This window comes from Acinetobacter amyesii (assembly GCF_023499985.1).
Classification (GTDB): Bacteria; Pseudomonadota; Gammaproteobacteria; order Pseudomonadales; family Moraxellaceae; genus Acinetobacter; species Acinetobacter amyesii.
Window position 1 is genome coordinate 24,447 of the sequence record NZ_JAMCOU010000013.1, and the last position, 15,967, is coordinate 40,413.

General features: G+C 38.7%; 14 protein-coding genes and 2 pseudogenes. 6 read left to right on the top strand and 10 right to left on the bottom strand.

Annotation, left to right across the window (positions count from 1 at the left end; genetic code table 11):
* Positions 1 to 109: 109 nt before the first annotated feature.
* Together M5F03_RS01540 and M5F03_RS01545 are read right to left on the bottom strand one after the other, a co-directional pair.
* The gene (locus M5F03_RS01540; protein ID WP_249706124.1) at positions 110 to 1,444 is read right to left on the bottom strand and encodes an acetamidase/formamidase family protein; all 1,335 of its coding nucleotides are present in this window, start codon (positions 1,442 to 1,444) and stop codon (positions 110 to 112) included.
* A 45-nt stretch (positions 1,445 to 1,489) separates the two neighbouring features.
* Positions 1,490 to 2,374, bottom strand: a complete 885-nt coding sequence (locus tag M5F03_RS01545) for a SphA family protein (RefSeq protein WP_180109971.1) — start codon at positions 2,372 to 2,374, stop codon at positions 1,490 to 1,492.
* Between the two features lie 469 nt (positions 2,375 to 2,843).
* Between M5F03_RS01545 and M5F03_RS01550 the strand changes: the two are divergent.
* A pseudogene (locus M5F03_RS01550) lies at positions 2,844 to 3,775 on the top strand (IS5 family transposase).
* A gap of 77 nt (positions 3,776 to 3,852) precedes the next feature.
* Here M5F03_RS01550 and M5F03_RS01555 read toward each other — a convergent pair.
* Both M5F03_RS01555 and M5F03_RS01560 read right to left on the bottom strand, forming a co-directional pair.
* On the bottom strand, positions 3,853 to 4,158 hold the full coding sequence (locus M5F03_RS01555) for a hypothetical protein (RefSeq protein ID WP_218949578.1): 306 nt from the start codon (positions 4,156 to 4,158) through the stop codon (positions 3,853 to 3,855).
* Positions 4,155 to 4,319: a hypothetical protein gene (locus M5F03_RS01560; RefSeq protein ID WP_180079177.1), complete on the bottom strand. Its 165-nt coding sequence runs from the start codon at positions 4,317 to 4,319 to the stop codon at positions 4,155 to 4,157. Before M5F03_RS01560 ends, M5F03_RS01555 begins: the two co-directional genes overlap by 4 nt.
* A gap of 41 nt (positions 4,320 to 4,360) precedes the next feature.
* On the opposite strand from M5F03_RS01560, the pseudogene M5F03_RS01565 reads away from it, so the two are divergent.
* The 4 genes and pseudogenes from M5F03_RS01565 to catA form a co-directional block, all read left to right on the top strand.
* A pseudogene (locus M5F03_RS01565) lies at positions 4,361 to 4,456 on the top strand (IS5/IS1182 family transposase); the annotation flags it as partial.
* Between the two features lie 260 nt (positions 4,457 to 4,716).
* The gene (locus M5F03_RS01570; protein WP_180079176.1) at positions 4,717 to 5,826 is read left to right on the top strand and encodes a muconate/chloromuconate family cycloisomerase; all 1,110 of its coding nucleotides are present in this window, start codon (positions 4,717 to 4,719) and stop codon (positions 5,824 to 5,826) included.
* 30 nt (positions 5,827 to 5,856) lie between these two features.
* A complete protein-coding gene (catC, locus tag M5F03_RS01575) occupies positions 5,857 to 6,147 on the top strand; it encodes a muconolactone Delta-isomerase (protein ID WP_180079175.1) in 291 nt (96 codons plus the stop codon).
* A gap of 127 nt (positions 6,148 to 6,274) precedes the next feature.
* Complete coding sequence (catA, locus tag M5F03_RS01580) at positions 6,275 to 7,195, top strand: catechol 1,2-dioxygenase (protein WP_249706126.1); 921 nt, start codon at positions 6,275 to 6,277, stop codon at positions 7,193 to 7,195.
* Positions 7,196 to 7,891: 696 nt separating this feature from the next.
* On the opposite strand, the gene M5F03_RS01585 is transcribed toward catA, so the two are convergent.
* The gene (locus tag M5F03_RS01585) at positions 7,892 to 8,077 is read right to left on the bottom strand and encodes a ferredoxin reductase domain-containing protein (protein ID WP_249706128.1); all 186 of its coding nucleotides are present in this window, start codon (positions 8,075 to 8,077) and stop codon (positions 7,892 to 7,894) included.
* Positions 8,078 to 8,551: 474 nt separating this feature from the next.
* On the opposite strand from M5F03_RS01585, the gene yddG reads away from it, so the two are divergent.
* Positions 8,552 to 9,475 carry an aromatic amino acid DMT transporter YddG gene (gene yddG, locus M5F03_RS01590; protein WP_180102280.1) on the top strand — a complete coding sequence of 308 codons (924 nt, stop codon included), beginning with the start codon at positions 8,552 to 8,554 and terminating at the stop codon, positions 9,473 to 9,475.
* Positions 9,476 to 9,499: 24 nt separating this feature from the next.
* On the opposite strand, the gene M5F03_RS01595 is transcribed toward yddG, so the two are convergent.
* The 5 genes from M5F03_RS01595 to tagF all read right to left on the bottom strand — a co-directional run bounded on the left by M5F03_RS01595 (position 9,500) and on the right by tagF (position 15,959).
* The gene (locus tag M5F03_RS01595) at positions 9,500 to 10,798 is read right to left on the bottom strand and encodes an MgtC/SapB family protein (protein WP_180128025.1); all 1,299 of its coding nucleotides are present in this window, start codon (positions 10,796 to 10,798) and stop codon (positions 9,500 to 9,502) included.
* 278 nt (positions 10,799 to 11,076) lie between these two features.
* Positions 11,077 to 11,964 carry a DMT family transporter gene (locus M5F03_RS01600; RefSeq protein ID WP_249706130.1) on the bottom strand — a complete coding sequence of 296 codons (888 nt, stop codon included), beginning with the start codon at positions 11,962 to 11,964 and terminating at the stop codon, positions 11,077 to 11,079.
* A gap of 240 nt (positions 11,965 to 12,204) precedes the next feature.
* Complete coding sequence (locus tag M5F03_RS01605; protein WP_180079167.1) at positions 12,205 to 13,833, bottom strand: long-chain-fatty-acid--CoA ligase; 1,629 nt, start codon at positions 13,831 to 13,833, stop codon at positions 12,205 to 12,207.
* A gap of 399 nt (positions 13,834 to 14,232) precedes the next feature.
* Positions 14,233 to 14,979, bottom strand: a complete 747-nt coding sequence (locus M5F03_RS01610) for an OmpA family protein (RefSeq protein WP_249679969.1) — start codon at positions 14,977 to 14,979, stop codon at positions 14,233 to 14,235.
* A 20-nt stretch (positions 14,980 to 14,999) separates the two neighbouring features.
* Complete coding sequence (gene tagF / locus M5F03_RS01615) at positions 15,000 to 15,959, bottom strand: type VI secretion system-associated protein TagF (RefSeq protein ID WP_078190765.1); 960 nt, start codon at positions 15,957 to 15,959, stop codon at positions 15,000 to 15,002.
* Positions 15,960 to 15,967 lie beyond the last annotated feature (8 nt).

Genomic DNA, 15,967 nt, shown 5'->3' on the forward strand with positions numbered 1-15,967 from the left:
AGGACACTCCTGTTCAAGTTCTCTTTCTAAGTTTTAAGTTCAGTAAATTTCATGCTTATTTGTGAACAGCGTTTGAAACACGCTAATCAACCACCATTCACGTGATGAATTAAAGTTGGTAATGTTCGCGAACTAAGTTTGCGATCCCCAGTTTTTCTAAAATTGGCATTGGGCATAAGAAGGTTGCACGTACCATTCCTGGTAAACGGCTGATTTCGATAGAGCCTGTAATGGTGCAACGGTTCATGACCTCATCCACACTTAAACCTGTGACTTTTGCCGCTCGATTTAAAGCATTGTCCGTTGCATCATTGAGGTTCTTACCTGTTCCCATAAATGTGATTGGAGCACTTTCCTCAATCTCAGTTTGTCCCCAACGCGCACCTAAAGCTTTCACTTTTTCACGCTCTTCCTTGGTAAATGGACGTGCCATTGGTGGTAAGTCATCTGGTGCTTGAAGTAAAATTGGGCCGTCAATTGTTAAGCCTTTAATCACTTCTACTTGTAATTCTGTTTCGCCTGAAACGTCCGTGGCATGTCCTGCAATTTCACCATTGCCTTGTTGCGCATGCATATCCCCCATGTAGACACCTGCACCTGGTACTTTCACAGGACAAATCAAAATACAGCCTGGACGAATCGAATTGGTATCCATGTGACCGTCTGTTTTGGCTGCGATAAGTTCTTCTTCAGTCATTCCGAATTTATGCGGTGCATCAATCAAATACTGACCAAAGTCATGGCAGTTGTGAGAGTCTGGTAAGTCACGTGAAGGTGTCGTACCAATATTGCCGAGGAATGGACGCATATGCGCAGCAACCCCTGGCATGTCAGCACGTGCAAGCGACAAGATTGAATGTTGCGCTGCATGTTCAGGTAATGCAGAAAGCTCATTGGCATTACCAGCTAACTTGTTGGCAATCTCTTGGTTGACCGTCAAGCTCACTTTGTTTTCTTCATCCAACACAATCACATAACCATGTGAAAAGCGAAAAGCACTGACTTCTGCCCCACAGTTTTTACAGTGAATCGCATCGTCGCCAATCCCATCTACATAACTTACAGGCTGTTCAGTACCACATGCCTCACAATATTTCGCGACAAATGGATCTCCTTTATAACGCCCTTCAACAAATTGCATCACACCCGATGAGGTTGCTGTAGAAGTGACATGCATATCCTTAATCTTTAAAGCAACAGCATCACCTACCTCTGCACCTTCAATAAAGACAGGGAGTGTCACTTCATGACCACCTTGGAATGCAGGTGTAATCATTGGACCCCAACAGCCAGGCGGTGTGCCTGTTTTTAACGTTCCACCATTTTTTAAAGGTCCCAGCATACGTTGGCTTGGTCCCACAATACCGCCTGAAAACTCATTCACCACTAAATAATCGACAGCTCCAGCACTGCCTGCTGCATATTCTTGATTCTTAATTTTCATGGCCTTACCTCTATATGCTTGCTCTAATGTTTAGGTAACAATGTTTTAAAATGGGATGGTGATATCAATTGCGAACTTCTGACCTTCTGGTCGGTTTTCAACATCAAATTCTTTTTGATATTTCGCTGCGATTGCATACCCTTTAGGGAATTGATAGCGAACTTGCGGACCTATGCTTGCTGCTTTAGCTTTAAAGTCACCTAAAACAGCACCTTCACCTGAGTCACCTTCAATCTGACGGTGGATATAACCACCAACACCAACCGCCAAAGGTCCCATGTGTTTAGCGACTAAGTAATCGACATGCAAAGCGTTGCCCGATTCATAGTTGGTATCCTTATTCTCGAAATTGATGTCGTACATCCACTTTGTACTGACTTCGATACCTTGTTTATTTAAGTATGTGGTTGAGATAATTGGTTGAATGGTGTAATAGTTACGTCCAATATTCGCGAGTCTATTTTTGTTGTAAGAGCCAACTGGAATATAAAAGTCGATACCTGTCGCTACATGCCAATCTCCTTTATGCCAACCCAATAAGAATGGATCGATAATGAGATCACCCATTGCCATGTGATCATCTTGACGACCACCTAATGTAAGATCTGCATGGGCATATACAAGGAATGCATGCATGCCCCATGTCGCGCCTAAAAATGTTTTGTCACTGACATAGACACCACGAGCAACTGTGGCAAAAGTATCAATTTTAAAATCATCAAATACTGGATGATCATTTTTAAATTTATCTGCGTTGTAGTATTGGTTATAACTGACGAGATACATCCCAGGTGGTGGCATTGCTCCACCAAAAAAACTCTCTGTTCCATCAGGATAAGCACTTCCGCCATTTTCAGCGGCAAGCGCTAAACTTGCACTACTGAAAAGACATGTGGTCAATGCCACTGTTTTCAGATATTTTCTTACCATTTACAGCATTCCCCTAATTTCTAAAGTCTTTGTTTATCGGACTTTAAGCTCATGACTTAATCTAGACCTGAAACATGGCAGGGAAATATAAGGATGAATCTGTGCTTTTATCAGGCAAAAGCTAAGGAGTAATAGTCAAAATCGTGTAATGTGATAAGAAAAAAACTGACAGAATCTATAAGAATACTTATTTGTATAGGTAGATATACCTATGATCAGCAATGACTAACTGAACCACACCTGATTTTTTGGAAATTATTTCTCCCAATAAAATGTCCTGATATAACAAAAAAACTCCTATAAAGTTTTTAATAGACATCTTGCATAAATCAAAAAACAACCAACTCGGTGATTATATTTCGTACCGATCTATAAGCTGTATTCGGTTATCCTTGTTGCATGAACTACTCAAAAGGGCTTTGTTGCACAAACCTATCTGTAAAGGCTTTTTCAGCGATATAATTTTCAAATGAAGAAACCTACACACAAAATCTACCGCACAACCAATTGGCCCGCATATAACCGAGCACTCATGAGTCGCGGAAATATTGCCCTTTGGTTTGATCCTGCTACGCAATGGTATGCTCCATCAAAAGGCAAACAAGGGCGAAATCAAACCTACTCCGACGCAGCCATCCAATGCTGCTTAATAATTAAATCCTTATTTCGTCTGTCTTTACGTATGGTTACTGGCTTTGTGCAAAGTCTGATTAAACTTTGCGGATTAAATTGGATAGCTCCAGATTACACCACGCTTTGTAGAAGACAAAAGCATATTGATATTGTAATGAGCTACCAAAAAAGTAGCGATGGGCTGCATCTACTCATGGACTCTACAGGCATGAAGTTTCTAGGTGAGGGCGAATGAAAGCGCAAGAAACATGGACCTGAATATCGTCGCCAATGGCGTAAACTTCATATTGGTATAGATGCTAAAACCCTACAAATACGAGCTGTTCAGCTTACAACCAATAACGTGAGTGATTCGCAAGTACTTGGTGATTTACTGGATCAAATCTCGGTGGAAGAGCAGATTGATTCAGTCTATACAGACGGAGCTTATGACACCAAGCAATGTCGACAGGTCATTGCAGATCGGCAAGCACATGCAGTGATACCACCTAGAAAAAATGCGAAACCATGGAAAGATAAAAAAGTTCATTCGCTAGAGCGAAATGAAGTACTTCGCACTGTTAAACGTTTAGGCAGGACACTATGAAAAAATGGTCGGGCTACCATCAGCGAAGTCTGGTTGAAACCAAGATGCACTGCATCAAATTATTAGGCGATAAACTCAGTGCTCGAAATTTTGACAGCCAAGTCAACGAGATTCATGCACGTGTGGCCATCTTAAATAAGTTTGCGGAGCTCGGCCGGCCTCATACCCAAGTTGTCACTTAAATTTGAACAACTTATGAAAGCTCTATCTTTAAAATCTTTATGCAACAAAGCCGATGATTAATACAATTATTCTTTATTCATCTTAGCTTTCTAATTTTTTTTCTTAAAATTTTGTATACATACTCTACTCTCTCTTTTAATTCATTTTCATCTCGAATATATTGATTGTTTATTCGTTGCAGACTATATAGATACTCTCTTAAACCTATAATAGAATCAGATAATATAGGTAGTCTTGTCCTATCTATGTAATCACTTTGAATCCAATCTTTTTTTTCTAATGATGAATCAAAGCTTAATGCAAGTTTAACAAAGCTATCCCAATGATAGGAATCTGGGATATCCTCTGGACTAAGATCTTTAGTCTTTATCACCTTAATCATACTTTTTTCTTTCCTACTATTTCACTTGGTCGAATGTAACCTGGAATTAACCATTCATCTTCTGCAACCCATTTACCATCGATTAATAAATCTTTTTTATTATATTTGTTCTGCTTAGCACGCCCACATTCGACTTTTAACTCATATAGGCTTTGTTGCACAAACCTATCGTTAAGGGCTTATTCCACAATATAATTTCCAAATGAACAAGCCTGCACCTAAAATTTATCGTACCACCAATTGGTCTTCTTATAATCGAGCATTAATAAATCGAGGAAATATTTCAATTTGGTTTGACACGGCTTTGTTGCACAAAGATTTCATAACCATATGATTTTAAAGATTTTGATTATTTTTTGATCCAAAATTAAATTTATTTAAATCAGATGCTTACATATTTATGCAACAAAGCCGCTACAAAATATTTTAAAGTTTTCAGTTCCATTGAATCGCCCCATTAAATACTTTTTAAGTATATTAAAATACTATTTATAGCCTATTTTCGCAAAATAAATTCAAATATGGTATGTGATATCGAATAATGGATTATATAGCGATATGTTCAGATCAATAGAAACGTTGCTTATCGATATCCCAACCATACGCCCTCACAAAATGGCAGTAGCCACAATGCAGACCCAAACATTGGTGCTGATCAAAATTGAAACTCAGGACGGGTTGATTGGCTGGGGGGAAGCAACCACAATCGGTGGCTTAGGCTATGGTGAAGAAAGCCCAGAAAGTATCAAAACCAATATTGATACATATTTTAGCCCACTACTGAAGTCGCTGAATAAACAGAATATTGCACAAACCATGCAAGTTCTAAAAAAGAACATCAATGGCAACCGTTTTGCAAAATGTGCTATTCAGACAGCCCTGCTAGATATTCAGGCACAGCGTCTAGGTTTGTCTTTATCTGAACTACTCGGTGGCCGTTTACGTGATAACGTTCCAGTGCTTTGGGTACTGGCCTCTGGGGATACAGAAAAAGATATCGCAGAAGCACAGAAAATGCTGGCAGCGAAACGCCATAACTTCTTCAAGCTAAAAATTGGTTCTCGTGCGGTTGAAGCCGATGTTGAACATGTACTAGCGATCAAAAAAGCTCTCGGCGATGAAGTCTCTATTCGTGTTGATGTGAACCGTGCCTGGTCAGAACTGGATGCTATTAAAGGCATTACCTTGCTGCAAGACGGTGGTGTCGATCTGATCGAACAGCCATGTGCTATTGACAATATTGATGCCATGGAACGTCTGACTCGTCGCTTTGATATTGCCATCATGGCCGATGAATCACTGATGGGGCCAAGTAGTGCTTATAAACTGGCACGTACCAATGCAGCATCGGTATTTGCAGTCAAAGTGGCGCAATCGGGTGGTTTGCTTGAAGGCCGTGATGTAGCCACTGTGGCTAACCTTGCAGGGATCGACCTGTATGGCGGCACCATGCTAGAAGGTTGTGTAGGAACGATTGCTTCTGCTCACCTGTTCTCGACCTTTGAAAATCTGGCATTTGGTACCGAACTGTTTGGCCCATTACTGCTCACTGAAGAAATTCTGAAAACACCATTGCAATACCATGACTTTGCATTACACCTGCCTCAAGGCACAGGACTCGGCATTGAAATGGATGAAGACAAAATCGATAACCTTCGCCGCAAATAAGCGACACTGTAACGGATTAAGGAGTGGAATATGCTGTTTCATGTACGAATGGATGTAAATATTCCTCGTGACTTGCCTGAAGCACAAGTTAACGAAATTAAAGCTAATGAAAAAGTATACTCACAAGAGCTGCAACGCCAAGGCAAATGGCGTCATATTTGGCGAGTTACAGGTCAGTACTCGAATATCAGTATTTTTGATGTCGAAACTAATGAAGAGCTACATAACCTTTTACAAGGTTTGCCACTTTATCCGTTTATGAAGATTGAAGTCATGGCATTAAATCGTCATCCATCTTCAATTCGAGATGATGATACTTAATTTATTTCAAAATTTTGAGATCAATTTATAAACACGAAAAACAGTTAGCAAGAAGGACTAGGACAAGATTTTTTTTCAAAAGTAAGAATTGTCCTAATTAACAAAAAATACTTAAGGAGTAAGTAGCATGAACCATCAAGAAATCGATGCTTTAGTTAAAAAAATGAACGTAGACACTGCAACTGGATCTGTAGATGCACGTGTACAGCAAGTTGTTGTTCGTTTGGTTTCAGATCTATTTAAAGCAATTGAAGATCTAGACTTATCTCAATCAGAAGTTTGGAAAGGTCTTGAATATTTTACAGATGCTGGCCAAGCCAATGAACTTGGACTTCTTGCTGCAGGTCTAGGCTTAGAACATTTCTTAGACCTTCGTGCGGATGAAGCTGATGCAAAAGCCGGTATTACTGGGGGTACACCACGTACAATTGAAGGTCCTCTATACGTTACTGGGGCACCTGAATCTGTAGGCTTCGCACGTATGGACGATGGATCAGAACTAGATACAGTCGACACCTTATTTATTGAAGGTACCGTAACGGATGCTGAGGGAAATATTATTGAAGGCGCCAAAGTTGAAGTATGGCATGCCAACAGCTTAGGGAATTATTCCTTCTTTGATAAGTCTCAATCAGAGTTTAATCTCCGTCGTACAATTTTTACTGATCAAGATGGTAAATATGTCGCTCAAACGACTATGCCAGTCGGTTATGGTTGCCCTCCAGAAGGGACCACCCAATTTGTGTTGAATAAACTAGGTCGACACGGTAATCGCCCTTCTCATGTTCATTATTTCGTATCTGCACCTGGATATCGAAAATTAACAACTCAATTTAATATTGAAGGTGATGAATATCTTTGGGACGACTTTGCATTCGCTACACGTGATGGTCTGGTCGCAACTGCTGTTGACGTGACCGATGAAGCAGAAATTGCATGTCGCGGTGTAGATAAGCCATTTAAACATATTCAGTTCAATATTGAACTTGTAAAAGAAACTACTACTGCACCTACGACTGAAATTGAGCGTCGCCGCGTAAGCGCTTAATCATTCTCCAAGAATGGGTAGTCTCCACTATCCATTCTTCCCCCTACTCTAATTCAATTAAATCATTAGACTTCTTTCATAATTCATTTTTTGCTCAGCTCTAAATTATAGATTCAAACAATAAGATTGGCTAGCAATTGATTAATCCCTGCTTTGGAGAAGACAAAAGATTTTGATTAGGCCCACCTCATATCCAAGTAAGTTACTTAAGTTTTAATGACTTATGATGGTCTGCCTTAAGAATCTTTATGCAATAGAGCCATAAACGAGCAAAATTCTACAAAAATTAAAAAAAATATTTACTCATATTTTTTAAATTTTACTCTTCACTCAACAATGCAATATATTGAAAATAAATAAATTACAAAAATATAGATAAACCTAATATAATATTCATAAACTTCACTTTCTTTTTTTATCTTCCCGATCAACAAATAACTCCCATTATAAATTAGATCAACAAAGATAATAAAAAAAACTACTGCACCAATAAAACTCCAGAAACCTATCCCAAAAAAGTAGTACTTTATTAAAAAAATCAAAAACTCAATAATAAAAAAAATAGCTATAATTAGCCTTTTATAATCGTGATAAACTCTAATTACAAATTTATCCATTATTATTCCTTTTTAAACTATCGATCCATCTCATTACGAACTGCATCATTACTTTACTTCTTCAGTAGACATCAATTATTTAATACACATCACGGCGGTAACGACCTGCTTTACGCAGTGTATGCAGTTGTTCAATGCCCAGTATCTCTTGCAAAGTGGCATCTACCGCTTTAGCCATATTCAAACTGCCGCAGATATAGAGACAAGCCCCTTGCTCTAGCCAATCAATCAATTCAGCTTTTTTTACAACTAGGACATCTTGCACATACTTTTCAGCAAATCCATCACGAGAAAATACCCGATCGATTTCTGCAATTTTACCTTGGTTTTGTAATTTATGCAGTTCATCAGCAAAAATTGCATCGAAATCTTGTGACGCTCACCATAAATTAACCAGTTTTGATAGTGCTCTGTTGCGACACGTTGCTTAAGATGTGAAAGCAAACCCGCCATTCCTGAGCCATTGCCAATCATAATTGCCGACTTAACGCCCTCTGCTAAGTGAAAATTTGGATTCGCGCGAATATAGGCATGAATACATTGTCCAAGTTTTAAATCGTGCGTTAATAAGCCAGAACCTAAACCTAGTTCATCGCCATGCTGCTCTTGACGTACGACGAGCTCTAAATCTTTTTAATTAAATAGAGTTTGATAATTTCACGCTTATACTAAACGACTGAATAAAGACTATAATAAAAATTAAAAATTCATTCGCTATTTGCGAAATCTTCGAGCAATCATGTCCAAAAATCTTGCAACGCTGATTGGATTCAGTGCAATCTTACAATGGTCTTCTATTGTTGGTTTACTTAAGAAAATTAGTTTCAGTATTGGCCCTGATCTTGCTGTGCTCTTTATGTATACCTTGAGCGCAATTATTCTATTGCTCTTATTTAAAATTCCAAACCTTAAACTGGTTCCGCGCCAATTTTTGATATATGCCACCCTTTTATTTGTGATTTATGAGTTGTGTTTTTCGTATGCCATTGCTTTGGCTCAAACAGCTCAACAAGCGATTGAAATCAGTTTGGTCAATTATTTATGGCCGAGTCTGACAATTGCCGCGTTAATATTATTTAAAGAATTAAAATTTAACTTTTTCGTAATCATTGGTTTAGCCATTAGTTTGGGTGGCATTATTTTAATCCAAACTGTTAACGGAAGTTTTAACTGGTCTACAGTCTTTACCAACATTCAGTCCAATCCATTAAGCTATTTTCTTGCTTTTATGGGCGCTAGTTTATGGTCACTCTACTGTGTGATTACACGTAAATACAGTCATGGACATAACCCTATTTCATTCTTTTTCGTCGTAATTACCATTATACTATGGCTAAAAATGTTGATATTTCACGGTATTCCGCGAATGCCTACCGTAGACTTACATACCGGTATGTATATGTTAATCGTGTCCATCGTGACTGCATTGGGCTATGCAGCGTGGAATGTAGGTATTATAAAAGGCAATATTACGATATTGGTGACTTTATCGTATTTTAGTCCGATTTTTTCTTCGGTTATTTCAATGTTTATATTACAGACACCACTGAGTTTAAGTTTTTGGCATGGTGCCATTTTGGTGACATTAGGTTCGCTGGTATGTTGGATTTCAACCAGTTGGCCACAAATAAAAGCAAAATTAATGCAATTGCGTCATGAATAATATGGCGCAGTTAATTGCCTCTGATTATCTTAAACTGAATAACAAAACCGCGATTAGGCACAGCATGTGAAGTAACTGTGTTGGTGCAAAATATAGAAAATATTTCCATCCACCTGTGAGAAATGCATTCACACATTTTGAAATCGCATGGGCTGATAATCCAATCACCACAGCATAAACCAATGTTAAATTGTCGATATTACCTTGCATCACCACGGTTGCCATAGCTGCATGGACTTCAAAGAGTGATGCTAATAATGTCCCTAAAATTAAGCCTTTATCACCTAAAGCGAGATTTAATCCATAAACAAGTGCTTGGATCAAAGTAAGCGTGATGGCAATGATTGCCGCCTGTTTTAAGCTAAACATTCGACTATCAGTATTTTCTAACGGCACTGTTTCATTCGCCTCTACACGAAGCATTTCAGGTTCTGACTCTTTATTATGTTGAACTTGAGATGAGCCATAAATCAGATATAACGCAGCAAGGACCAATATCAAGATGCCGATGATACTTGGTATAACTAATATTTTAAACCAAGCAAAACTCACCCCAAGGACAATGATCAAAAGTTGAACCAATGTCGCAACACATGAAAAAAGTCCTGCCCCTGCATTACTTTTGGCACTGGCTTTTCCTGCTCGTACTTCCATGCCTAAGCTTGCGATTGTTGCTGTGCTCGACACAAAACCTGATGCCAAGGCCGATAAAATAATCGCTTTATCAGAAGATAGAAGCCGCTTGGCGATGTGTGCTAATGACTGCACCACCAAGATCAATATCAGTAATTTTAAAATCACATAGGGATTTAATACTGAACCCCAATAGGCTTGATTTGGAGTTAAAGGTAAGGCAATTAGGATCAATGCCAGTAAAAAGACCCCATCTCTTAACTCATAGTCTTTGATCCAATGTGCTGCAAAATGATGTAAGCCTTTTTTTCCAAATAATATGAGGGTCAGCACCACAGCCAAACACGCAGCCAATGGAATATTAAAAACACAAGCAGCGCCGATTAAATAGGTCATAACAAAAGCAAGTTCTGTGGTTGTGCCAATATCTTGTTTTTGTTGGCTTAATCCATAATAGCTAAACATACTGACGACAATTGCACCGAGCACACCAACAGCTAAATGGATTAAAAAACACAGTGCTCCTAACAATGCACAAATGGTAAATGAGCGTAAACCGGCAAAGCTCTGTTCACTGTCTAAATTGTTGTTACGTTGACGCTCCAAACCGATGAGCAATCCACAGCCTAAAGCCGAAGCTAAAATCGTTAACAATGCTGGGAAGGATAATGTTTGTATGAGTATTTCCAAATTTAAGCCCTCCCATCAATACATTGTTTATTTTGGCAATATAAATAAAAAATAATTAAAATAAATTTAACGCTAAAATTAGAAAAATAAATATATAAATTGAACAACTTGAGCATTTTCAATCATGTTCAAAGTTTAATCATCTTTTAAATCATAAACAATTCCATGATAAATATCTTAGTAAACATTAATTTTTCCCATATTTTAATTAAAAATATATTCGAAAAACTGACTTAAATTCGGCCTCTATTTGCTTTCATGAATGTTTAAAGCACACATTAAGCCCAAATCACCATAATGGCCGCAATCACCACTAAGGCTAAACCCCAATGATCAGTTCTTGCGAGTTTTTCCTTAAAGAAAAAGGCAGAGATTAATAGACTAAATAATATTTCGATTTGACCTAGGGTTTTAACAATCGCAACCGTTTGCATGCTCATGGCAGTAAACCAGCCCAACGATGCTAGAAAGCTACAGACACTAACGCGAAAGGTCAGACCGACTCTCTCCCACATGGCAATGAGCGTTTTGCGGCTAAATAGACTGAGGTACAGCAGCATAATCACACATTGAAAGCCAATTACACTCAACAATACCCACGCCGCACGATGCAAAGTCGGTAAATCACTTAGCTCTAAACTGGCTTCACGAACCAATAAAGAGGTAATGGCAAAACTTAATCCACTCCCTACACCGATGCATAAAGTTGGCAAAGATAACTTTTGTCGTTGAGAACCTTTGCTTAAAAGAAAAACGGCTATGCCACCAACCAAAACACCAATCCAACCAAATAAACTTAAATGTTCACTTAAGAAAATCACCCCCACTATGGCCGCAAAGATGGCTTCACTTTTCGCTAAACCGACACCGATGGCATAATTCTTTTGTTTAAAAAGCAAGACCATTAAAATCGTCGCTAAAATTTGACTTAGTCCTGCAATCACCACATAGACCCAAAACATAGGTGTAAATTTGGTCACCTGAGTCACAGGCTGTTGTTGGTACAGCACAAATAAATAAATGCAGGCAAATGGGAGCCCAAAAATAAACCGAGCAAGGGTAACACCATACACATCAACAGTGGTACTGAGTTGTTTTTGAAATGCATTGCGCCATGACTGCATAAAAGCAGCCATTAAAGTGAATAAGATCCAAACTGGAAACATAAGAAAGGTGGTTTAACGGTGGATGCCTCATCAATTTACGCTTTTATTGAATTGAATGCGACCCAACACGGCTAGATTATTCATTGAACTTGGTTATGGATTCGTTGAAAAAAATTTATTTAAAAACCTCATATTAAGCATATGTTATTTATCAAAATTTAAGTTTTTATAAAAAAACGCAAAGGCATGTTACCTTTGCGTTTTGCTCCTTACCAACATTTAGTTAGTGACTTATATTAGTTAGCTTTCTAGTAATACAGCACCAAATTGCTCACGTAGATCTTTTTTCAGCATTTTACCTGTTCCACTCAATGGAATAGCATCCACGAAAATCACTTTATCTGGCACCTGCCATTTAGCGACTTTATCTGCATAATAATCCAAAATTTCTGTATCAGATAAATCGACATCTGGCTTTTTAATTGCAATCAATACAGGACGCTCATCCCATTTTGGATGAGTCGCTGCAATCACTGCTGCCATTGCAATTTTAGGATGTCCCATAGCTAAATTTTCTAACTCAACTGAAGAAATCCATTCACCGCCCGATTTGATCAAATCTTTTGAACGGTCACTAATTTTTAAGAAACCATCTTCGTTCAGGGTTGCAATATCCCCGGTATCAAACCAACCATCTGAGGTTAATGCAGATTCTGTTTTGCCAAAGTAATTGCCAATAATCCAATGCCCTTGGATCTGTAAATTACCCGTCGTTTCGCCATCACGTGCAACTTCGTGTGTACCGTTTTCTTCATCGGTAATACGTAAATCGACCCCGAATGGTGGACGACCTTGTGACAATCGTACTTGTAATTGTTCTTCTTCAGATAATAACAAATGTTTGGCTTTAAATTGGTTTGAAGAACCTAATGGACTGGTTTCGGTCATTCCCCAAGCATGAATCGTTTCACAGTTAAATTGTTCTTTAAACACTTTTAACATCGCAGGAGGACAAGCAGATCCACCCACCACATTACGCACTAAACTTTCAAGCTGACTACCCGCTTGTTGCGCAGCATTAATTAAACCCTGCCAAATCGTTGGAACACCCAATGCAACGGATACTTTATAGTCATCAATCATTTGCGTCAGGCTTGCTCCATCTAAACCTGGGCCTGGCAGCACTAAAGTACATCCCACCATTGCCGCAGCATATGGCGTACCCCATGCGTTGACATGGAACATCGGCACAACAGGCATCATAATATCTCGCGCTGAGATATTTAATGAATCCGGCATACAAATCGCATAACTGTGTAAGACTGTTGAACGATGACTATACAGCACGCCTTTCGGATTGCCTGTGGTACCCGAGGTATAACATAACGAACTAGCCGATAATTCATCTAATTCTGGCCATGTATAGTCTGCAGATTGCGCCGCGATGAGTTCATCATAAAATTTAACTTCTGGCACCGCTTCGACAATCGCTGCATCTGGTGCATCTAAACAAATAAAATGTTCAACAGATTTTAATAGTGGTTTTACTGCTTTGATTAAAGGCAAAAAGGTTTTATCAAATAACATGACGCGGTCTGCGGCATCATTGATGATAAAAATTAATTGTTCTGGAAATAAACGCGGATTAATGGTGTGACAAACATAGCCGCTACCTGAAATAGCGTACCAAGACTCTAAATGGCGGTGGTTATTCCAAGCGATGGTCGCAACACGATCCCCTAAATTTAAACCGAGAGATGCAAGAACATTAGCAAATCGTTTTGAATTTTTATGGACATCACCCCAAGTGGTTTTCGTAATCGTCGTGTCTGTATTTTTTGAAATGACTAAACTATCCGCATGATAGCGACCCGCATGTTCAATCATGCTACTAATCAAAAGCGGTTTAAACATCATATTACCAAGCATTCTTTGCTCCCACATTCATCCATATTGAGTTGTTGTTTTTCCACACTGTCCTGCAGATTTTTTAAAACTTTGCACCATGTCAAAAGTGATTATTCTTCATCGACAAGGTTGAAAGCAGTAGATATGAAACGCATATCCAAAACTGATTCTTATGTTTTAACCTTAATTGATTTTAGAATCCACTGTTTTATTGCTCAAAATATGAATGCTTTAGTGGTATAAAATGCAAAAATTAAAGCTTTATTCAAAATATAGTCTTATTTAGTTATAACACTGCTGCTTTAAAAAATGTCGTTTTCAGTTATCAAATAATCGACTGAGTCAATTGGCATAAAAAAACCCAGTCTAGATACACTGGGTTCATTCATAGTATTAGCCGTTGTAGTTAAGTTAACATAGTTACAGTACTTCAAACTCAATACGACGGTTTTTCTTACGACCTTCAGGCGTAGCATTGTCTGCTACAGGCTTATTTGATCCCATCCCTTCAGTACTTAAATTCGCCGCCGCAATATTTTTTGAAATCAGGTAGTTTTTAACCGCATTAGCACGATCTTGGCTTAAACTTAAGTTTTTCTCAGGATTGCCCGAACTGTCTGTGTGACCAATAATTCGTACTTTTTTCCCACCGACGCGGTTCAGTGCGACAACCATTTCATCTAAGATCTGTACCCCAGATGGCGCTAAAATAGCACTGCCCGATTCAAATTCAATAATACGATTACGTAAAGCCGCATCAATAATGGCTTGTTCAGCCTGATTGACAGAAAGCTGTGCATTGAAACGAAAAGGTGCTGTGACCAAAGACTGAAACTTGGTGGTCGTGGGTTGGATATCATTTTGATTTGACATCTTGCCACTTAAATCGACTTGCGTTCCGCGTACAGAGAGTTTCCCCTGTTTTACTTTTTTTAGGTCATCATTAATCATTTGGCTTACGCTATTACCCCAACCATTAGGTGCTGTAACCGCTCGAACCTGAATTTTATCAACCACATTTGCCTGACCATAGGTCAAATAGGCTTTATTTAATATTTCTTGCTTGGTTGCTTCATTCGGTACAGCACCTTCAATCACAATAGGCTCTGCCCAAAGCAAAGTCGAACAACCTAAAATGCATACACTCGCAATAAATTTGGGCAACATTGGTAAGATTCTTTGCATCATTATTCTTCTATAAAAGTCTGTCTAAAAAGTTTAATGCCATGAATAAGGCTGATCTGACGCTCACTCAAAGACTGTTCCAAAACGGCTAAGCCTGCATTTTGTTCAAGATAAGGATCAATCCAACTGGCATCGATCAGGGAAACCCAATGATCACTTTGCATATTTTGGGTAAAAACATCACTGAGTGCAGTAATATCAGCACCTTGAAAACCAAACAGTAAAACAGGTGAATCACTGTGTAGGATGCCAATGAGTAACTCAGCATCTTGGTTTTCGACAAAACGACTAATTAAATTGACCCAAAAAGCCGCAATTTCATAGCAGTAACTAATATTATTGATTGGTAAGATCAGCACTTTATTCAACCGAGACGTACCCTGATGAATAATCGGTTGTAGCAGCAAACCGAGACCAATCATGCTTTGCGCCAACTGATAAGGCGTAAAATTCAATAAACGTGCAAATGAATGCAACGTATGATGCTCATAAAAAGAAGAGGTTTCTTCTGTCCCGAACACTTGAATTTCGTTATTCAGTTTGCCTAATTTATCGAGCAAAATATCGGGATCGCGAATAGAACGCATCACTCGGTTACGCTGATATAAGTCAATTAAGGTTTGTTTATAACGATATGGTGCATACAAAATATTATCGAAAGGATCATCGATTTCTAGCAGATGAGCGAGCACCATTGGAAATTGACGCTTTGAACTGTCTTCACTACTAATCAAATTGGCAACCAAAAAACGCTTATCTTTTGGACTGGCAATAAAGAAATCTAATGAAGGCAGTGAGTTATACGCTGCATTAAAATTGTCTGAACGCATAGCGAACTCAAGCGCCTCCGTGATCCACTGATCGATTAACTGAATCAGTGAATATTGTTCACGGCTCTTTAAGAAGTCACCACGAGCTGGACATTTTCCATAATACAGCGGTGTCGTTCTCACTTCATACATCGTCACAC

What these genes read in the sequence shown, in the direction of transcription:
- M5F03_RS01605 (WP_180079167.1), bottom strand. Translation starts at nt 13,833, where the DNA reads ATGCTTGGTAATATGATGTTTAAACCGCTTTTGATTAGTAGCATGATT.
- M5F03_RS01545 (WP_180109971.1), bottom strand. Translation starts at nt 2,374, where the DNA reads ATGGTAAGAAAATATCTGAAAACAGTGGCATTGACCACATGTCTTTTC.
- M5F03_RS01570 (WP_180079176.1), top strand. Translation starts at nt 4,717, where the DNA reads ATGTTCAGATCAATAGAAACGTTGCTTATCGATATCCCAACCATACGC.
- catC (WP_180079175.1), top strand. Translation starts at nt 5,857, where the DNA reads ATGCTGTTTCATGTACGAATGGATGTAAATATTCCTCGTGACTTGCCT.
- catA (WP_249706126.1), top strand. Translation starts at nt 6,275, where the DNA reads ATGAACCATCAAGAAATCGATGCTTTAGTTAAAAAAATGAACGTAGAC.
- M5F03_RS01540 (WP_249706124.1), bottom strand. Translation starts at nt 1,444, where the DNA reads ATGAAAATTAAGAATCAAGAATATGCAGCAGGCAGTGCTGGAGCTGTC.
- M5F03_RS01600 (WP_249706130.1), bottom strand. Translation starts at nt 11,964, where the DNA reads ATGTTTCCAGTTTGGATCTTATTCACTTTAATGGCTGCTTTTATGCAG.
- M5F03_RS01555 (WP_218949578.1), bottom strand. Translation starts at nt 4,158, where the DNA reads ATGATTAAGGTGATAAAGACTAAAGATCTTAGTCCAGAGGATATCCCA.
- yddG (WP_180102280.1), top strand. Translation starts at nt 8,552, where the DNA reads ATGTCCAAAAATCTTGCAACGCTGATTGGATTCAGTGCAATCTTACAA.
- tagF (WP_078190765.1), bottom strand. Translation starts at nt 15,959, where the DNA reads ATGTATGAAGTGAGAACGACACCGCTGTATTATGGAAAATGTCCAGCT.
- M5F03_RS01610 (WP_249679969.1), bottom strand. Translation starts at nt 14,979, where the DNA reads ATGTTGCCCAAATTTATTGCGAGTGTATGCATTTTAGGTTGTTCGACT.